Raw genomic sequence first — 20,458 nt, 5'->3', positions numbered from 1 at the left:
AGCACCTTCCTAATTCTCATCATAGTTTCTAGGCAATAATCTCTATTTCGTTGTTCATATTAATCTATGTTTATACCGCTTGTTCACATCCACATTTATCGCATCAAAATGCTGTAAAATGTCTACATTAACATCTGCGGATCTACATCAAGGCTAATAAGCAACTTTTGGGCCTGAACATCATCGTCCATGTGACGGGCCGTTGCCAGAGCCAGGCCAATGGCGTCCACATCCCCACGCCATTTTATCATACATTGGAATCGGTATCTATTCTTGATCCGCGGAATAGGGGAAGCTACAGGGCCGAGCACATCAAAGGCTTCGTTGCTGAAACGATCCAGACTACCCAGCCACCCGGCAGCGTTCGCCTTCTCTTTCAGCAGTCGAGTATAGTTTTCAGCTAGTCGAATCAGTACCGGAAGCTGTTCATGAGAGAAAGTCACCAGAATCAGGCGGCAGTAGGGTGGATACTGCAAATTTCTACGGTGCAGCAGTTCTTCCCTTACAAAAGATACGTAGTCATGCTGGCTTGCATGTCCAATGGAGTAATGTTCGGGCGTATAGGACTGCACAAATACCTCACCCGGCAATTGATGACGCCCCGCCCGGCCTGCCACTTGTGTAAGCAGTTGGAATGTTTTTTCAGCAGCACGGAAATCCGGCAAATTCAATGCTGAATCAGCGGTGATGACTCCGACCAGAGTGACATCCGGAAAATCGAGCCCTTTGGCAACCATCTGAGTCCCAAGCAGTACATCCGCCTTTTTCTCCCGAAACTGTTTTAACAACTTCTCATGTGAACCTTTTTCCGACGTCGTATCTACATCCATGCGAATCACCCGAATTCCAGGGAAAAGCTTGGCCAATTCTTCCTCAACCCGCTGTGTTCCTGTGCCGAAGTACCTTATATGCTCACTTCCGCAATCCGGGCACGTTTCGGGTGCTGCTTCTGCATATCCGCAATAATGACAGCGTAAATTGTTGGAGCGTTGGTGATACGTTAAAGAGATATCACATTCAGGACAACCCGCTACATATCCGCAGCTACGGCACATAACAAAAGTTGAATATCCTCGGCGATTAAGCAATAACACCGTCTGTTCCCCGCGCTCTATCCGTTCTTCCAGCCCTTTGTGCAGTGCTCTGCTGAACATGGAACGATTACCATCCTTCAATTCTTCACGCATATCGATGATACGCACATCCGGCAGTTTGTTGCCAAGCGCCCTTGTAGGCATCTCTAACAAAAGCGGTGCAAAATCATCATTGCTTTGCGAACGGGCAGCATAATAACTCTCCAGTGAAGGTGTAGCTGAACCGAGAACCACTACAGCTTGGTGCTGCTGCGCTCTTTTGACAGCCACATCACGCGCATGGTATTTAGGCGTCTCTTCCTGTTTATACGAAGTCTCGTGTTCTTCATCCATAATAATCAGTCCCAGTCGGCTAAATGGAGCAAATACAGCTGAACGTGCCCCAATCGCCACCTTCACCTGACCTTCACGGATTTTGCGCCATTCATCATAACGTTCGCCGCCGGAAAGACGGCTGTGCATGACCGCGACCTGGTCGCCGAAACGTCCCTTGAAGCGCTCCACCATTTGCGGGGTAAGTGCAATCTCCGGTACCAGCACGATCGCCTGTCTGTCCTGATTGATGCACTGCTGAATGGTCTGCAGATAAACTTCTGTTTTACCACTTCCGGTAACACCATTCAATAAGAAAACACCATGACGCTGTTCCTGCAAACGCCCATTGATACTGCCAAAAACCCGTTGTTGCTCGTCTGTCAATTTCAGTGGTTCTGTCGGTTTAAAATGTCTGCCCTGATACGGATCACGGAAAACTTCCACGTCCTCTGTCACAACCAACCCTTTTTCCTCAAGCCCTTTGACGGTTGCTGCCGACACCTGCAAAGTAGACAGCACTTCCTTTAAAGGCATGGGTAAGAGATCTTTCATCTCCAGCAAAAAAGAAAGAATTTCCTTCTGCCGTTGCGCCTTGGCCGGGAATGAAGACAGTGCTTCTTCCGCAGTATTGATATCCACAGCCAGATTCACGGATTTCATCGTTTTTTTATTCAGCTTGTCCTTAATCGCCTGACTTTCCAAAAGCACACCGGTCAGCAATAGCTTTTTGATCAAGGCTGCATGGTTCGGGTACTTGCGGCTTAATTGTTGCAGGGGCACTTGTCCCCGGCTTTTGACAAAACGGATAATATCCTGCTGAACCTTCTCGGTTGTGGATTCCTCTCCCCACACAAACAACACTTCTTCGTCTGAGGACTTACCTTCAGCATGTGTATCCAGCGCTTCTCCCAGCGAAATATATCGCTCGGCTTTTCCTTTCAGCGCGGTTGGCACCATCACCTGCAAGGACAAAATCCGATTGCTCGCATATCGCTTGCTCATCCATTCTGCCAGTTCCACCAGATCCTTCGACAGCGGCGGCACAATGTCCAGCAGCTCCTGAATAGGCTTCATCTTAAACGATTCTTCTCCCGTACGTGGAACCAGATCCACGACGAACCCTTGCACTGTGCGATGTCCAAAAGGTACACCTACCCTGCTCCCGACCTCAATCCATTCCTTCATGGAGTCCGGTACCAGATAATCAAAAGGCCGGTCGGTTTGCTTCACAGGCACATCGACAATGACCTTGGCAATCTCCATCTCTTAATTCCTCCCGGCAATGCGCTCCGCCGCAATTCGGAGCAAGCGATGAGCCACATCTTCCTTGGACATCAGCTCAAGCTCCTCTACCAACCCTTCACGGTCATAGATATGCACCGCGTTGGTGTCTGTTCCAAATCCTGCCCCCGAACGGGTGACATCATTGGCTACGATCAGATCACAATTTTTCCGTTCCAGTTTCTCACGAGCATACATCTCAAGCGACTGAGTCTCGGCGGCAAAACCAATCAAAAATTGATGTGTCTTCCGCTTGCCCAGCGTCTCCAATATATCTATATTTTTCACAAGTTCGAGCGACAACGTGTCGCCTTTCTTCTTGATTTTCTCCACGTGAACTTCCTTCGGACGATAATCAGCCACAGCGGCTGCCTTAATGACGATATCTGCATTGTCCCACTCCCGGGATACCGCTTCATACATGTCCTGTGCGGACTGTACGGGTATGATCTCTACATTTTCGGGAGGCTGTGCCTGGGTATTTCCCATAACAAGCTTTACATCAGCTCCAAGATCACGCGCAGCAGCGGCGATGGCAAATCCCATTTTTCCAGATGAATCATTCGTAATATAGCGAACCGGATCAATGCGTTCAACCGTACCGCCAGCGGTAACGACGACCTTTTTGCCATGTAGCAATAATGCCTGATTTGCTCCCTGCACTTCGATCCTAGTTTGTTCTGAAGACTTCGCCTTGGAAGAATCGCGTTGCTCAAAGAAACGCTCCACCACATCCACGATCGTCTCCGGTTCTTCCAGACGCCCCTTGCCGACATAACCGCAAGCAAGGAGGCCTTCGCCAGGTTCGATCATTAACGTGCCGCGTTCAGCAAGCAGATTCATATTGTGCTGCACCGCCGGATGATCGTACATATGTACATTCATAGCAGGTGCAATCATCACGGGTGCAGTGGTTGCTAATAGCGTTGTTGTGAGCATATCGTCCGCCATACCGTGTGCCATTTTGGCAATCACATTCGCTGTTGCAGGAGCTACCAGCACCAGGTCAGCCAGATCTGCGAGATTAATATGAGAGACAACTGCCGGCTCACGTTCATTAAATGTGTCTGTATACACTGCATTTCGGGTCAACGTTTGCAGCGTTAATTCGGTAATAAACTGTGTTGCCGAAGCGGTCATAATGACGTGTACATCCGCTCCCTTTTGCACCAGTTTGCTGCATAATGTCGCTGCTTTATAAGCTGCTATGCCTCCTGTTACGCCAAGCACGATTTTTTTACCGTTCAACATGTTCCTATCCCCCGATAATGTTAAGACATCTATACAAGTCAATATAATAGTTCATGAATCTGATAAAATGGCTTATTCGTAAAAAAATAACAACCTCGCGGTTGTCAAAATAATTCGGCTTTCGCCGTATGCAGTTAAAGAGCAGCCCGGGGGCTTACTCTTCTTCTTCGTCCTGCCCTTTAATCACAACGAGATGATCGCTATAAATCTCTTCCAAAGCAACGCCAACCTGTTTATGAGATTTTGCGTTTCTCAGCTCTGTTTTTTCACCTTCACGAAGCTGTCTAGCCCGGCGGGATGCAGCAACAACCAGGGAATACTTACTGTCAACTTTGTTCATCATTTCATCAATCGAAGGATACAACATATTACAGAACACCTCTTTGCTTTAGTATAATCACAAGTTGCCGCCGGACAGAACCTTTAGGTTGCGTGTCTTCATGTACTGGCACAGTCCAGAGTGAACATCAACCTTAACATGATATGACAACAGCCCCATGAATATCGCTGTACGCGGCGGCAAAAGGGATTATTTATTTATTGATCTTACAATGTTCGGCTATAATGATGCTTTCTATTCGCTTGCAAGCCAAATCAATCTCATCATTCACCACAGCATAATCATACTGTTCCAGCAGATTGATCTCGTCCACCGCAACGGACATCCGGTGGTCAATTGTCGCCTGACTTTCCGTACCACGGCCTTGAATACGATCTTTCAGCTCGTCCAAAGAAGGTGGGAGCAAGAAAACAAAGATTCCCTCCGGGAATTTCTCCTTCACTTTAAGTGCGCCCTGAACCTCAATCTCCAGAATGATATCGCGGCCTTCGTTGAGTGTTCTCTCCACAAAATCACGTGGAGTCCCGTAATAATTGCCAACATACTCAGCATGTTCCAGCAGCTGATCCTCGGCAATCATCTTCAAAAACTCATCATGCGAGTGGAAGAAATAGTTCACTCCATGCTCTTCACCCAGACGTGGCTGGCGAGTCGTTGCTGATACCGAATAAGTCAGATTTGGAACCCGTTTGCGCAATGCGCTGCATACTGTACCCTTCCCGACCCCAGATGGGCCGGACAACACTATCAGTAATCCCTTAGACATATTACACTCCATTTTATTCGTCGTTATCATCATCTTTCGAAGAAAGACGATGGGCGACCGTTTCAGGCTGAACAGCAGACAGAATAACGTGATCACTATCCGTAATAATTACCGCACGTGTACGTCTTCCGTAGGTTGCATCAATCAGCATGTGACGATCTCTGGCCTCTTGTATAATTCTCTTGATCGGCGCCGATTCCGGACTCACGATGGATATAATCCGGTTCGCCGATACGATGTTACCGAATCCAATGTTAATGAGTTTGATTGCCATAATCAGGTTCTTCCCCCTATACATGCGACTCTTCTGTCGAAATTTGGCCGTTCATTCGATGTTCGCCGCTTGCTCACGAATCTTCTCCAGCTCCGCCTTCATCTCGACAACACGGTTCACCAGAGCCAAGTGGTTGGCTTTTGATCCAATCGTATTCACTTCACGATTCATCTCCTGAATCAAGAAGTCCAACTTGCGGCCAACCGGCTCCTCACTCTTTAGCAACGCTCTGCATTGGCCAAAGTGGCTGAGTAGACGTGTAAGCTCCTCTTCAATGTTGGAACGATCGGCAAAGACTGCGATTTCCATACCCAATTTATGCTCATCAAAAGGGAAAGAGCCGTCCTCCTGCAACTCCATAAGACGCTGTCTTAGCTTGTTGCGGTAATCACTCACAACCGTTGGTGCAAGTACAAGCATCTCGGTGTGCAGCGATTCCAGACGGGTGATCCGCCGTTCCAGATCACTGGCCAGATGAAGACCTTCGCGAGCGCGCATCTGCTCCAGACTGGAGAGCGCTTCGTTCAATCCGTCCTGAAGAACTTGCTCCCATTCGTCTTTTGGTTCCTCCGGAACAGAGCTTGTCCCACCCGGCTGAACCATGACATCTGGCAGCCCCAGTATATCCATAATACTCGGTTTGCCCTGCATTCCAAATCGAGACTCAAGCTGCTCGGCAGCCTGCAGATAGGCCCTGACCACCTGCTCATTCAGAACAGCGGGGAGAGCCTGGTCTTCCTCTTTTTCTTTCATTACATAAACATCAATCCGCCCACGCTTCAAGCGGCTCTGTACGATCTTTCTCAAACCATCTTCATAATACGCCCACTCTCTAGGCAGGCGCATCATCACTTCGCAATAACGATGATTGACTGATTTGATCTCCAATTGTACCTTGTAGCCGCCAAAATGAAAGGCGGATTGACCGTATCCGGTCATACTGAATGACATCGGCATCACATCCGTTTTACTATTGTAATTGATTATCAGGGTTGAAACAAGTAGGACATTGCTGCTCCGATTTCTCCCAGACATATTGAGTCAGTTCAGCAGTCATGCCATAGAACATAAACGGAGTCATCAGATAGATGCCTTTGAAGTGCTCTGTCGCTACATCCAGCAGCTCTTTTGCAATCTTCACTCCCATGGCACGTCCCTCTTCGCCTTCCAGTCCTGCCATGCGGGATCGCACCTCATCGGAAAGCTGGATACCCGGAACCTCATTGTGCAGGTACTCCGCGTTTCGACCGCTTGCGAGCGGCATAATCCCGACAAAAATAGGAATGTCCAGATGTTTGGTCGCCTCACGCATCGCAACGATTAATGCGGGATCATATACGGGTTGCGTCATAATATAGTCTGCACCGGAGGCAATTTTCTTCTCGAGGCGTTGTACGGCTTTGTCCAGATGTTTCACATTTGGATTAAAAGCAGCACCAATGACGAATCCGGCTTTCTGTTTCAATGGCTTACCAGAAAAGGCTACACCATCATTTAGCTGTTTGATCATTCGTATGATTTCAAACGATGTCAGGTCGTACACCGAGCTGGAACCAGGCAGGTCACCAAACCTTGCAGGATCGCCCGTTACAGCAAGTACATGGTTAATGCCCAAGGCATCAAATCCCATCATATGGGACTGGGTTCCGATCAGGTTACGGTCACGGCAGGCGATGTGCACAAGCGAACGAAGACCTGTGCGATCCTGCACCAGATGTCCAAGCGCCATATTACTCATGCGCGTTACAGCAAGGGAATTGTCGGCGAGCGTCAGGGCATCCGCTCCTGCTGCCTTCAGCGTTTCCGCACCCTTCATAAATTTGGCAACATCCAGATCACGCGGGGGATCAAGCTCTACAATGACCGTGTGGCGCTGTTTGACCAGATCCACAATCGTGGGCTGGCCTCCGCGTCCTGCGCGTTCATCCACATTCTCATGAAGCACGATACGTGGCGTAGTTTCTGCAGGATCAGGTTCAGCGATCGGCAAGACTACATACTCTGCCAGCGCTTGTTTAATCGCAGTGATATGGTCAGGCGTTGTACCACAGCAACCGCCAATAATACGCGCACCAAGATCTGCGAACTGTACTGCTGTTTGACCAAAGTATTCCGGTGTTGCACCATAACGGAACTCACCATCCACATAATCTGCTGCACCCGCATTCGGATACACAGACATCGGAACACCGACGCGTCCAGATACGGTCTCCATCGCGCGCATAATTCCATTCGGACCGGATCTGCAATTGAAACCGATCACGTCCGCACCCTGTTCGCGCATGATACGAAAAGCTTCCGGCATGGTGTAGCCATCCAGCGTATGGCCTACGTCCTCTACCGCGAATTGTCCAATCACAGGCAGGTCGCTTAGCTTGCGGGCCTGTAAAAGCGCGATATCCATCTCTTCGATATCATAGAAGGTTTCAAGCAGTATACCGTCCACACCTTCGTCTAGCAACGCAAAAATCTGCTGTTGATAGAAGCGTTTCAATTCACTAGTAGACACATTTGTACGTTTGCCACCGCGAATCGAACCTACTGCACCAAGCACGTATCCTTCTGCACCAGCTATTTCTTTTGCGATGCGTACGCCAGCACGGTTCACATCTTCCACCTTGGATTCCAGTCCGAACTTGGACAACTTATCAAAATTCGCCGAGTACGTGTTCGTCTCGAATATGTCTGTACCCGCATCGCGGTAACGGCGATGTACATCAGCCACAACTTCAGGTGAAGTCAAGTTCAACTCTTCATAGGAAATCCCCACCGGAAACCCCATTTGATATAGAAATGTGCCCATGGCCCCATCACCAACTAGAACACGTTGCTTCATCGATGTACGTAAATCTGCCTTCATCCCATTTCCCCCCGCCTGACTGTGATCATTTCATACTAATGTAACACAAAAAACGTAAAAAAACGAAGAAAAACACAGGTATTTGCTGTATGTCCAGCACCAGTAGACATCCTGCCTTCCAAGCTATGAATTCGTCCTTTATAGCCGGACAACTTGTGTGCTTTGGATAAAAAAAGAGGCCCAGCAGGCCTCTTCAGTATTACCGTCTTCACTTATTTATGAAGTGACTCCTTTGAAAACAACTTCTGCCGGACCCGTCATATAAACGTGGTTATCTGCCTCGTTCCACTCGATATTCAGATCGCCGCCTTTGAGGCTGATCACAGCTGTACGATCCGTATGACCATTCAGCACAGAGGATACCAGTGTTGCACAAGCTCCTGTCCCGCAGGCCAGGGTCGGGCCAGCACCGCGTTCCCATACACGCATGTCTACATATCCCCTGTCACGTACCGTTGCAAATTCAACATTGATCTTTTTCGGGAACATCGGATGCACCTCAAGTAACGGCCCCCATGTTGTCAGATCAAAGTTCACCGCATCATCGACATAGATGACCGCGTGAGGATTCCCCATAGATACTGCTGTGAATTTAAATGCATGTCCATTCGCTTCAATATTATGATTGACCACTGGATTCGCATCTACCGTTGTAGGCACTTGAAGGCCATCCAGAATTGGTTCGCCCATGTCTACCCGAACCGTTTCCACTTTGCCGTCCTTGAGGTTAAGCGTCACAGGCTGAACACCCGCACCAATCGTTTCAATCGTAATCTGCTCGCGGCCAACATGCCCGTGGTCGTATACATACTTGGACACGCAACGAATGGCGTTACCGCACTGCTCCGCTTCCGAACCATCCGAATTCATGATGCGCATCTGAAAATCCGCCTTCTCCGAAGGTAATATATAAACCAGGCCATCTGCTCCGATGCCAAAGAATCGATTGCACCATTTCACTGCAAGTTCAGCAGCATCTGCTGGAAGCTGTTTTTCACCAAATACAACGATAAAATCGTTGCCTAGTCCGTGCATTTTCGTAAATTCCATAATCTTGCCCACTCCTTTTGGCCGTCTGCCGCCAAAGCTTTATAGTTTATTTATAGCTAATCTTCATATCATGCATACAAAGCGTACAAAAAAGCTATCCTGCAAAATATCAAAGCCTTCGCTTTGAATCATTTTGAGGATAGCATATCGAAACGGGTTATTAAAAGCTATTGATTTTATGCTGAAAACTTTGTACTTTTTGGTACGAAGCGTCCAGGACCGCCCATGCGGCGACGATTGCGGCGTCCGCCCCAAACACTGCCAGCGCCCATAAGGAAGGTTGGAATACCAGCAGCTACAATACAAATGGCCCATTCACGAAGACCGAGAGGTACCGTTTTGAAGATGGGTTGCAGTGCCTCTACGTACATTACCACCAGCATCAGCACAACCGATGAGATGACAGCAAGAACCAGATATTTGTTCTGTAGAGGATTCCGGTGAAAAATCGAACGCGAACTGCGGCAGTCAAATACATGTATCAACTGCGCAAGAACTAATGTTGCAAAAGCAACAGACTGAGCCTTGATAAGCTGTCCCGGATGATCCGGTGCGGCTTGAAGTGTGAGCCAGAAGGCACCAAGCGTACATAGTCCGATTAATACACCGCGGCTAACAATTTTCCATCCTAGTCTGCGGGCAAAAATATTTTCCTTTGCACCGCGTGGCTTGTGTTCCATCAAATCTTTTTCCGGCTGATCTACCCCGAGTGCCATTGCTGGCAAACCATCCGTCACGAGATTCACCCACAGAATCTGGATTGGCACGAGCGGAAGCGGCAAACCCATCATCATCGCGAAAAACATAGTCAAAATCTCGCCAACATTCGAGGCCAGCAAATAACGAATAAACTTGCGAATATTCTCATAAATGTTACGTCCTTCTTCAATGGCTGCCACAATGGTGGAGAAGTTATCATCACTCAAAATGAGGGAGGATGCCTCCTTGGTCACATCTGTACCCGTAATGCCCATTGCGATCCCGATATCGGATGCCTTAATCGCAGGCGCATCATTAACCCCGTCTCCAGTCATTGCCACAACGTGTCCTTTACGTTGAAGCGATTTGACGATACGCAGTTTGTGCTCGGGCGATACTCTGGAGAACACATAGATATCATTCACCTGTTTATCCAGTTGCTCGTCCGTCATGCCTGCCAGCTGCTGCCCGCTTAACGATGCTCCGCCGCGTGGGAGGATACCCAGCTGATGAGCGATCGCTTCCGCCGTTGTACCATGATCGCCTGTGATCATGACCGTCCGGATACCCGCTTTGCGGCATGTCGCAATGGCATCACGAACTTCACGTCGAGGCGGGTCGATCATACCCGCCAGACCTACAAAGACAAGCTGACTTTCTGCTGCATGCTCGTCAGCAACACGTTCCTTCGGCTTGACTTCGCGATAAGCCATACCGAGCACCCGCAGGGCGTTACCCGCCATGCTTTCGTTGGCTGCCATCACTTTCTGGCGCAGGGTGCCGGTGAACGGAACCACTTTACCTTCCCATAAAATGTAACTGCAATGCTCGATCAGTACATCAGGTGCTCCTTTCGTATAAATCATACGCCCACCTTGATGTTTGACCATCACAGACATGCGTTTACGCTCGGAGTCAAACGGAAATTCTTGCTCCCGGTCATATAATTCCTTGAGACCCGTCGGAGTAAGACCCATTTTGGAGGCCATAGCCACCAGCGCACCCTCTGTCGGATCCCCTTTTAACTCCCAGAGCACTTGGCTGGCACTGACCTGTTCTTCCTCCGGCTCACCTTTCTTCTGACCTTTTTTGCTGTCTTTTTTGGACTCCTTGCTCTTTTTCTTGCTGCCTGGATCGTTCAGAACAGTCTCCATAATGCTGGCATTATTACAAAGGGCACTGATCTGTAACATTCTTCGAAGTGACTGGTCATTTTTCAGTTCTATGATTCGATCATTTTCCAGCATATGGCCTTCCGGCGCATAACCATCTCCGGTCACTTTAACACTGCGCCCTTCCAACCACACATGTGTTACCGTCATTTTGTTCTGCGTGAGTGTACCTGTTTTATCCGAGCAGATCACAGAAGCACAACCTAATGTTTCCACAGACGGTAGTTTGCGCACAATCGCTTTCCGTTTGATCATTCGCTGAACACCCAGCGCCAGTGCAATCGTAACGATAGCCGGCAAACCCTCCGGGATGGCCGCCACGGCGAGGCTGACACCTGCCAGGAACATACCTACTGCGGGTTGTCCATGCAAGATACCAGCGACTACCACCATTACGGTTAATCCCAGCGCAACAAAGATCAGAATTTTGCCTAACTGCTCCAGCCTGTGTTGTAACGGAGTCTCCTGCTCCTCCGTATTCTGGATAAGATCAGCAATTTTGCCCATCTCCGTGTCCATTCCCGTTCGGATGACAACCCCCTTGGCTGTCCCCCTGGTGACCATGGTGCCCATAAAACCGATATTTTTCTGATCCCCTAGAGGTACATCTTCACTGGCGATGGGTCTGCAATGTTTACTGACGGGCACGGATTCTCCGGTTAGTGCCGATTCCTCTACATCCAGACTGTTGGTTTCCAACCAGCGCACATCAGCGGGAATTCGGTCACCGCTTTCCACCATGATAATATCTCCGGGTACTAATTGGTTGGCAGCAAGATGTACTTCCTGTCCAGACCTGAGCACTTTGGCGGCTGGAGCCGAGAGCTGTTTAAGTGCACGAAGAGAACGTTCTGCCCGGAACTCCTGTACAAATCCCAAAATGGCGTTCAGCACAATAATAGCCACAATCGTTACCGCATCCAGATACTCTCCAAGCAAACCGGATACCAGCGTTGCTCCCATGAGGACTAGCACCATGAAGTCCTTAAACTGATTCAGCAGTAGAGTAATCGGCGATATCCGCTTTCCCTCACTCAATTCATTCGAACCGGCAATCTTCCGTTTCTCAGCCACTACTTCGTCCGTCAACCCTTCTTGCGGGCTCACGCCGAGAGTTTCACGAAGCTCTTCGTCGTTCAGTTGGTGCCACTTGGTATGTTCCATGCTTCAAAATTCCCTCCCAGTCTTATTTCATCTGCAATGCACACTCACCTCTTCACCGGCAGGCTGCTAGGGCAGGCTGTACACTGTGCCGGACAAACTACCTGCTCTATATGTATTCGGACAGGTCCGTGAATAGCACCCGGAAGGTGAATCCTTTCCCTGGTGGGCAGAATAAGCTAAAATAAAGGTCTGCGAAGATTACTGAGCCATTCGTATGTGAATTAATCATTTTGCATGAACTCATGCAGATGTTCGATAGAGAGGAAGTGGACAATATGGCACTTGACGGTATCGTAACCCGAGCCATCGTACATGAATTGCAAGGCTGTATCGGAGGACGCATCAGCAAAATCCATCAGCCTAACGGCCATGATGTGGTGCTTACCCTGCGGGCCCAGCGCGGCAATAGCAAATTACTGGTCTCGGCAAGCCCGACGTATCCACGTGTACATTTTACAGAGAAGATCTTTTTGAATCCGACAGAGGCACCAATGTTTTGCATGCTCATGCGCAAGCATTGCGAAGGGGCCATCATTGAAAATATCCGTCAGATCGGGATGGAACGTATCATTCATATCGATGTACGTCAGCGGGACGAGCTTGGGGATGTTTCGGCCAAACGTATCATCATCGAACTCATGGGGCGTCACAGCAATATCATTTTGCTTGACCCTGCGACAGATACTATTTTGGACGGTATTCACCATGTCACGCCATCTATAAGTAGCTACCGCGTGATCATGCCAGGTTTCTCATATACTGCGCCGCCCGAACAGCATAAAAGCAATCCGCTTGAGGTATCCAAAACCGAGTTTGATCAACTTGTTGCCACAGCTGTGGATACAGACAAAAATAAAGACGAGACCGCGACAGAAGCTGAAACAGACTCAAAATCAGCAATAGAAACAAGAGCAGATGCCTCACGCTGGCTGGTCAATGCATTTAGTGGTATGAGCCCGCTCATTGCAGGGGAAATTGCATCCCGAACAGCTTCTGACTCCGATCGTATTGAAACGAAAACACTTTGGACTGCTTTTGAATCGGTGCTGGAGCCTGTCAAAGGTCAGTTATACACCCCTGTAACAGGGCTGAACGCCAAAGGGAAAATGGTCTTTGCTGCCATACGACTGCAGAGCATTCAGGATCAGGAAAAAACGTACGATACCATGAGCAAATGCATGGAAGAATACTACGGGGATAAAGCCGAACGTGATACGGTTAAACAAAGAGTCAGCGATCTGCTAAGGTTCCTGCAGAATGAGCGCAACAAAAATATTAAAAAGCTCGATAACCTCAACAAAGATCTGCTTGATGCGGACGATGCGGACAAGTACAGATTGTGGGGTGAGCTGTTATTCGCTTCCCTGCACTTGGTCAACAAGGGTGACAAGAGTGTAGAGCTGATTAATTTTTACGATGAGAACCAGGCCAACATGACTATTCAGCTCGATCCGCTGCTCACACCATCCGATAATGCGCAGCGTTATTTCAAACGTTATAACAAATACAAGAACAGTCTGGCTGTCATTCACGAGCAGCTCGGCAAAACAAAAGATGAAATCGCCTATCTCGACAACCTGCTTCAACAGCTGTCCATCGCCTCCATGAATGATATCGAAGAGATTCGGGACGAGCTTGTACAGCAGGGTTACCTGCGTGATCGGAATAAAAAAGGCAAAAAGAAAAAGAAAAACGACCGTCCAACTGTGCATCAATTCACTTCTTCGGAAGGCATTGACATTCTCGTCGGCAAAAACAATCTGCAGAACGAATATGTAACGAACCGTCTGGCGTCGGCTAATGATACGTGGCTGCATACCAAAGACATTCCAGGTTCACATGTCGTGATTCGCAGCACTGATTTTGGTGAAGCTACGCTGGAGGAAGCGGCACAGCTGGCAGCTTATTTCAGCCAAGCGAAAGAATCCAGCAGTGTGCCTGTGGACTACACGTATATCCGTCATGTACGCAAACCAAGCGGTGCGAAGCCCGGATTTGTTATTTATGACCATCAGAAAACCCTGTTTGTTACGCCAAATGACGAGTTGATCAAGGGCTTGCCCGCTACCATCAAAAATGGATGAAGCTCTTATCAAGAGGATGAAATGTAAAAGTAATAATACCAAAAAACCTTTTCCAGAAAACTGAAAAAGGTTTTTTGGTATGGTCTTATCTTTTTTCTGTATAATCAGGCGTGACGTATAATTCATCAGTTTTATTTGAATAAAAATCCATTATATCGTATAATAATTCAATTATTCTGAATAAAAATGAAGGATGTGTACTATGACCATACATATTAGAGAAACTCAATCCAATGATTTGAAACCACTGACTGCATTAATGTATGAGTACGTCGTGGGATTTTACAACAACCCCTGGCCTGGTGACCAAGCAATCCAGCTTTTGATTAACAACCTGCTTCATCAGCAGATTGGGGCTCAATTTGTGGCAGAAAAGGATGGAAAACTTATCGGATTCGCCACCCTGTTCTTTACTTATAGCACGATGAAAGCAGAGCGCGTAACCATTATGAATGACCTTTTTGTTACGGAAGCATTCCGAGAAGGTGAAGCGGAAGCCAAATTATTCGCACACTGCCAGCAATACACACATGAACACGGATGTGCTTATATGTCATGGATTACAGCAGTAACCAATGAACGTGCACAGCAATTATTTGAAAAGCTTGGAGCTAAACGTGGGGATTGGGTTAACTATTCCATCACATCATAGTGAACATAATTTATGGACAGCTCTGGTGTGCAAGCTGCACGATTCTGTATGATGTTATCTCTTGCTGCGCGCAGCTGCCTGCAGTCTATCGAGCACATCAACCGTTACAGTCTTGCTACCGAGATCCCCGTGAAAAACAACACCTTGCCGTTCACCATGGTAATCTGACCCACCTGTCTCTATAAGACCATATTCCTTCGCCATCTCAGCATACTTACCTTCCTCTTCCAGGCCGTGATCCGAGTGAAATACTTCTATACCGTCCGGAAGGGAATCTGTAATAATTCGGCGTACCAATTCATCATCGTTATAGAGACCAGGGTGGGCAATAACGGTCGCTCCACCCGCTGCTCTGATCCAATCACATGCATCCTTCGGCGCAACTCGGGGTACAGAAACAAAACCTGGCTTGCCTTCAGCAAGATAACGATCGAATGCATCTCGCATATCCACAGCGTATCCCTTCTTCACCAACACGTCAGCCATATGAGGTCTGCCAATACTTTCATCCGGCTCTAACGGCCGTCCCAGCTCATCTAATACCTCTTGCCAGCTTATATCAAGCCCAAGTTCCTGGAGCTTTCCAATAATCAGATGATTGCGCTCATCTCGCGCTTCTCTTAATCCGCGCAACCGTTGAAGGAATTGCTCATCCTCCGTATTCACGTAATAACCCAGCACATGAATATCTTTGCCGCCAGCCCGAGTGCTGATCTCAACACCGGCAACCACATGAATATCGTACTCTTTCCCCGCTAACTGCGCTTCCGCTACACCAGCTACGGTATCATGATCCGTCAAAGCAACCGCAGATAGTCCTTTTTGCTTGGCAAGCTTCACGTTATCCGCCGGTGGCTGCATTCCATCGGAGGCTTGACTATGGGTATGAAGATCACAACGTCCCTGGTTTTGATTCACGTACAACAGCTCCTTTCTTGCAAAAGTGGATTATCCCGTTAACTCTGATGTTCATACTCAGGCCAGAGATTCACCAAAATAATCATCTATTATTGGCATTACCCGCTATTATGCCTTGCCCGTCTTATGTTCAGGCTCATGCTGCTCCTGTTGACGGAGATAGTTCAGAAAAGCGACGGCTGACAAAGGCAACAAAGAAGACTTTAGATGAATCGCGTAAAACTGCCGCTTGAACTCCAGTCCACGAATGTCCACAATATGAACTAACCCTAAAGCAAGCTCATGCTGAACAGAAGAAGGAGACAGCATTGTGATGCCCACGCCCGCTTCCACCGCCGATTTGACGGCCCCTGTACTTCCTAACTCCATGACCACATTCATGTCACTCGGGTCAATTTTTTTCTTCTGCAGTTGATCTTCCATCACTTGACGGGTACCTGATCCTTGCTCACGCAGCACAAACGGGTAATTCATAACTTCTTCCAGATTCACTTTACCTCGTCCAGCCAGATCATGCCCTGCCGGTACAATCAGCTTCAGCTCATCCTGCATTACAGGTTCAACAATCATATCCGGGTGATTAACCGGCGCTTCAATTAACCCAAAGTTCAACTGGTGCTTCAAAATCTCATCCATGATCTGGGTTGTATTCATCACTTTCATCACAATCGAGATATCCGGATATTGACGTGCAAAAGGACCAAGCATGCGTGGCAGCACATATTCTCCGATGGTCAGGCTTGCCCCCAATTGTAATCTTCCTTGCAGTTTCTCCGTAAAAGCAGTCATCGCTTCATCTGTCTGTCTGATCAGTTCTACACTTCGTTTGGCGTGAGGTAGTAACGTCCGGCCGGCCTCCGACAATTCTATTTTTTTGGTGGAACGATGCAACAGCTTGGTCCCGAAATAGTCCTCCAGCGACTGGATCTGCATCGTCACGGCCGGTTGTGTCATATGTAATGCCTGCGCAGCTGCGGAAAAACTCCCCTTCTCCGCTACCGTATAAAAAATATGCAGTTGGTGAAAATTCATATCTTCGCCCCTCTTCAAATACGCTTTCTATATTGTATCCGATTTCCAGTCTGGCAACAAAAAAAAGCATGCAGCTTGTCTGCATGCGGTAGTACATAAAATGTTACATGAAATCTATGATTGCAATCTTGAATCTGCTCAATCATCTATGCTTACGGCTATTTTTGACCAGCGTCATTCTTCTGGAATGCCTCAGCCAAGAATAATATGACTTCAGATCTCTCAGTTCAATCGTCTCCGACATACGTCCCAAAAATGTGACTACAATCATCTTGTGCAGTGGATTGCCTGTAATATCATATTCTCCTTCAAGCTCCGAAAACTCGGCAACGACAACCAGATCATCATCAATCAGGTACACGTCCTGTTCATTACGGTAATATGGCGTTACCCGGTCCTGCTTCAGACACTCCCATAACCAGGCCGCAATATGATCATCATCATTACGTGCAGGCTCAATACGGTCTGCATACCGCATCTTTGCATGATGGGTAATGACGATGTCAGCCACTTTCTTGTCTCCGAGAGCCACAAAAAACGGCTCGTAGGTGCTCCAACGTTGCATCACCTTATCACGCATGGGAATCACTCTCCACCAGATAGGACTTTCTATCTATTTATTACCAAATATATTACAACATTAGTCCCGTAACCTCAAGGCGTAAGTTTAACTTTTTTCGTAAAAGTATAATTTCGCTTTTTTTAAGAAAAGAGCGACCCGCCGGGTCCCTCCTATGTTTTCCTGCTATACTCCGTAAAAACTTGTTTTATCCAACGTTTTGCTCGCATACTCCGTTTTAATCTCGTTTCGATAGGAACGTTCAATCTTGCGCACATAGGAAAGCCGCTTCACGTTTTTCATCGTATCATCAGCTCGTTCTGCATTAACATACATGACTACATAATGCATACGGCGGGAGATATAATGAACGGTACCATACTTTTCGAGATTGCGTGCCGCTTTCAAATCACTAACCCAAATGATAAATCCTGTTCTTTCCGCAAACATCATCGTTCCCCGCCCTTCTATGGATGGAGACCGGTCCTCGAAAGGCCCGGTCTGTTCAAAGTCTAAAATACTATGATGTGGCTACCTTCAACTTTAACTGCATCCACATTTACCGCCGCTTCCACAGCCGCCTTTCGGATTCGGATCATTGCTTGGCACCTTGATGGTGGTCGATACAGCAAAGGCAATCGTCTCCGACATCTGAAACAACATCTCATCCAATGCTTGTTCAGCCTGTTTAAAACGAATCACCGCTTCAAAGGACTCCAGCTCCTTCTCCAGTTCTTTCACCTGATCCTTGGCTGCGTGAAAATCTGGATGAAAGTGGCCAAAACGCTGTGTTTCTTCAAACAGCTCCTTCTTGGCATTTAATCTCCGGATCCCCTGCTGAATCTCGGGACTTGTCTCAACTTGCTGCTTCCAATATAAATAATCCGATACTTCGGCAGATTGGTTAATCATGTCGCCCAGTTCATATGCGCCCGTTAACACTTGGGCCATATCGACCGTGTTTATTTCCGCTACGCTCATGAATTATTCATCCTATCTATATATAAAGTTCTACTTAACGTAGACTACTTCATCATAGCATATCCATGAATAGTTAAGAAGAGTTTTTGCTGTAATTGCAAACTGGGAAACTGTGAAAATTCGGTTTTAATTTCATTTTTACATTGAAAACCAGCAGACTAGACATTCTCCGGTAGAAGAAGACGCATTGTATCCCAGCGGTTAGGGATGAATGTTCGCCATTCGGTACGAGCTGTGTGTTCGTCGGAATTCAGAATGCACCAACCCTCCAGCGTCCACTGTTCACGCCCCTCCACCTGATGCGGAATCAGAACAAACGTCTCCTCTCCCTCTCGAATCCCCAATTTCACCTGCCATTCGATGGCTTGGGCTGCAATTTGACGGGCGGTGGACATGTGATATCTCCTCCAATCTCTGTGCCACGTCTCAGGTACATCCGCTTTTCTCTTGTTCCAGGCCGCTTTTCCACTAACATCATGATCCCAATCAGAATCAATATTCTCGCCATCTCCTGTCATCCCAGGCGTATAATGTATTTGAATTAATCCCGGAGTTTCAGGATTGTAGAATAAAGATGGGGACACCTGCTCTGAATTCTCCCCCTTCTGCTTTTCCGGTTTAGCGGGGTTGTCAGGGTTTTCTGCATCCGAAGCCAAAGGAGGTATTAACTTGTGATCCGGAATAACCTCGCCCTCTCTTGCCCAATTTTTTAACGCAGCAAGGACATGCCCAGGCAAATCACCCTGTCCGTGGCTCTCTAAGAAATCCGCGATCGATTCCCACTTCACCCCACTAGCAATTGCTGTCTCCATCCGTTCCCGGCACAACCGATAGATGGACATCTGGTCACGTGTAATCCGTTCACTGTAAAGCTCCAGTCTCCAGCAGACTTCGGCGGATACATCCGGCGGCACCATCACTTCAAAGTCGGGCTGCACATAAAATTGGCTAGACGCTCTCTCTTCCTGCTCAATCATCAAGTCTGTTTGATTAACCCATTCCCTCTCTTTAATCAAGAACTCGCGCGGGTGGATCAGCCAACGAAACGCCAATCCCCCATTCTCATCCTCACCAACCTCACAAAACCCCCAGCCTGCCAGAGCGTACAGCCAACTTCTCGCTCCTGCATTCTCTTCCCATTTCAGCACTCGGCACCATTGATTCTTACCGGGTGCAAGTAGTGCGAGCTGATAGCGAAAATGTTGCAAATCAGATCGTGCTACCCCATATCGATCCATGCACACGTGAAAAATTTCATCATGCATCGCCGTCCAGGACAGCTTGATCCACTGTTGAAACATATCTTCTCTGATCTCAAACCCCCGATCCGTTTTCTGTATTAAGTGTAAACAAAGCAGTAAATCTAGCAAGATGACCACATGCACCGGATATAAGTCCTTATGATCATAAGTGATCCCCAAATCTTCAAAATCATCTTGAGACAATATGGTTAATGCGCTTAACTTAAATATGTTTCTCTTATGTATGGTGCCTTTGCCCGTTAGAGGCAGCCCCTCTCTCTGAATCCATGCAAGTAAATGAAGCAGTTCTCCAGCGATATGTGGTTTCCCCTCCTTAATGACATGCCGAACAGATCCGACCACCGGTTCTACAACACAGCCAATGCGACTTGAATAGGTCAAAGTTAATATCGCAAGGTAACGTTTAGGGATATAAAAGGAGCGTTCGCCCCAGCTTTTATATACGGATTTGATCCATTGTTTACGGCGAAGCATGGCAAAAGCAAGCTCGGCTTCCGCTCCACTTAACCCTTCCTTAGCCCAATCTTCCGAAGGCAGGAGAGAAGAGAACGTTTGACCCGCATGTTTGTGAAAAAGAGCACCCAGCACCCGCTGCTCCGCTAACGTAAGCGCGGACCACCCCTCCGGTTCAGTCATCGTCATTCTCGATTGCATCACATTTTCCATTCCAAACTCCAGGTCAGACATCTCCATTCACCCCTCTC

At 47.8% G+C, this 20,458-nt stretch carries 17 protein-coding genes; 2 read left to right on the top strand and 15 right to left on the bottom strand.

Annotated elements, in window-relative coordinates; all coding sequences use genetic code 11:
- Positions 1-122 precede the first annotated feature (122 nt).
- The 9 genes from priA to ACUTVW_RS17275 all read right to left on the bottom strand — a co-directional run bounded on the left by priA (position 123) and on the right by ACUTVW_RS17275 (position 12,266).
- Positions 123-2,672, bottom strand: a complete 2,550-nt coding sequence (priA, locus tag ACUTVW_RS17315; protein ID WP_445646932.1) for a primosomal protein N' — start codon at positions 2,670-2,672, stop codon at positions 123-125.
- Between the two features lie 3 nt (positions 2,673-2,675).
- Positions 2,676-3,941, bottom strand: coding sequence for a bifunctional phosphopantothenoylcysteine decarboxylase/phosphopantothenate--cysteine ligase CoaBC (gene coaBC / locus ACUTVW_RS17310; protein ID WP_445646931.1), 1,266 nt, complete (start codon positions 3,939-3,941; stop codon positions 2,676-2,678).
- 154 nt (positions 3,942-4,095) lie between these two features.
- Positions 4,096-4,308: a DNA-directed RNA polymerase subunit omega gene (gene rpoZ, locus ACUTVW_RS17305; protein WP_445646930.1), complete on the bottom strand. Its 213-nt coding sequence runs from the start codon at positions 4,306-4,308 to the stop codon at positions 4,096-4,098.
- A 166-nt stretch (positions 4,309-4,474) separates the two neighbouring features.
- The gene (gene gmk / locus ACUTVW_RS17300) at positions 4,475-5,047 is read right to left on the bottom strand and encodes a guanylate kinase (RefSeq protein WP_434750352.1); all 573 of its coding nucleotides are present in this window, start codon (positions 5,045-5,047) and stop codon (positions 4,475-4,477) included.
- 13 nt (positions 5,048-5,060) lie between these two features.
- Positions 5,061-5,321, bottom strand: coding sequence for an extracellular matrix/biofilm regulator RemA (gene remA / locus ACUTVW_RS17295; protein ID WP_006209218.1), 261 nt, complete (start codon positions 5,319-5,321; stop codon positions 5,061-5,063).
- 51 nt (positions 5,322-5,372) lie between these two features.
- Entirely contained in the window at positions 5,373-6,272 is a 900-nt protein-coding gene (locus tag ACUTVW_RS17290) for a YicC/YloC family endoribonuclease (protein ID WP_445646929.1), read from the bottom strand.
- Positions 6,273-6,291: 19 nt separating this feature from the next.
- On the bottom strand, positions 6,292-8,181 hold the full coding sequence (locus tag ACUTVW_RS17285; RefSeq protein ID WP_445646928.1) for a bifunctional homocysteine S-methyltransferase/methylenetetrahydrofolate reductase: 1,890 nt from the start codon (positions 8,179-8,181) through the stop codon (positions 6,292-6,294).
- A 216-nt stretch (positions 8,182-8,397) separates the two neighbouring features.
- Positions 8,398-9,231 (bottom strand): diaminopimelate epimerase, encoded by an 834-nt coding sequence (dapF, locus tag ACUTVW_RS17280; RefSeq protein ID WP_445646927.1) that lies wholly within the window; start codon positions 9,229-9,231, stop codon positions 8,398-8,400.
- Between the two features lie 176 nt (positions 9,232-9,407).
- Positions 9,408-12,266 (bottom strand): calcium-translocating P-type ATPase, SERCA-type, encoded by a 2,859-nt coding sequence (locus ACUTVW_RS17275; RefSeq protein WP_445646926.1) that lies wholly within the window; start codon positions 12,264-12,266, stop codon positions 9,408-9,410.
- Positions 12,267-12,541: 275 nt separating this feature from the next.
- On the opposite strand from ACUTVW_RS17275, the gene ACUTVW_RS17270 reads away from it, so the two are divergent.
- On the top strand, positions 12,542-14,350 hold the full coding sequence (locus ACUTVW_RS17270) for an Rqc2 family fibronectin-binding protein (protein ID WP_445646925.1): 1,809 nt from the start codon (positions 12,542-12,544) through the stop codon (positions 14,348-14,350).
- Between the two features lie 202 nt (positions 14,351-14,552).
- Positions 14,553-15,002: a GNAT family N-acetyltransferase gene (locus ACUTVW_RS17265; protein WP_445646924.1), complete on the top strand. Its 450-nt coding sequence runs from the start codon at positions 14,553-14,555 to the stop codon at positions 15,000-15,002.
- A 54-nt stretch (positions 15,003-15,056) separates the two neighbouring features.
- On the opposite strand, the gene ACUTVW_RS17260 is transcribed toward ACUTVW_RS17265, so the two are convergent.
- The 6 genes from ACUTVW_RS17260 to ACUTVW_RS17235 form a co-directional block, all read right to left on the bottom strand.
- Positions 15,057-15,920, bottom strand: coding sequence for a PHP domain-containing protein (locus ACUTVW_RS17260; RefSeq protein WP_445646923.1), 864 nt, complete (start codon positions 15,918-15,920; stop codon positions 15,057-15,059).
- A gap of 108 nt (positions 15,921-16,028) precedes the next feature.
- Entirely contained in the window at positions 16,029-16,952 is a 924-nt protein-coding gene (locus ACUTVW_RS17255; RefSeq protein WP_445646922.1) for a selenium metabolism-associated LysR family transcriptional regulator, read from the bottom strand.
- Positions 16,953-17,094: 142 nt separating this feature from the next.
- Entirely contained in the window at positions 17,095-17,532 is a 438-nt protein-coding gene (locus tag ACUTVW_RS17250; protein ID WP_434750345.1) for a hypothetical protein, read from the bottom strand.
- 165 nt (positions 17,533-17,697) lie between these two features.
- Complete coding sequence (locus ACUTVW_RS17245; protein ID WP_434753261.1) at positions 17,698-17,961, bottom strand: YlbG family protein; 264 nt, start codon at positions 17,959-17,961, stop codon at positions 17,698-17,700.
- Between the two features lie 93 nt (positions 17,962-18,054).
- Positions 18,055-18,492 carry a YlbF family regulator gene (locus ACUTVW_RS17240; protein WP_434750344.1) on the bottom strand — a complete coding sequence of 146 codons (438 nt, stop codon included), beginning with the start codon at positions 18,490-18,492 and terminating at the stop codon, positions 18,055-18,057.
- Between the two features lie 158 nt (positions 18,493-18,650).
- Positions 18,651-20,441 (bottom strand): hypothetical protein, encoded by a 1,791-nt coding sequence (locus tag ACUTVW_RS17235; protein ID WP_445646921.1) that lies wholly within the window; start codon positions 20,439-20,441, stop codon positions 18,651-18,653.
- Positions 20,442-20,458 lie beyond the last annotated feature (17 nt).

This window comes from Paenibacillus sp. TSA_86.1, assembly GCF_052691815.1.
Note: the sequence above shows the minus strand (reverse complement) of the source record. Positions and strands in the feature narration are given on the sequence as shown.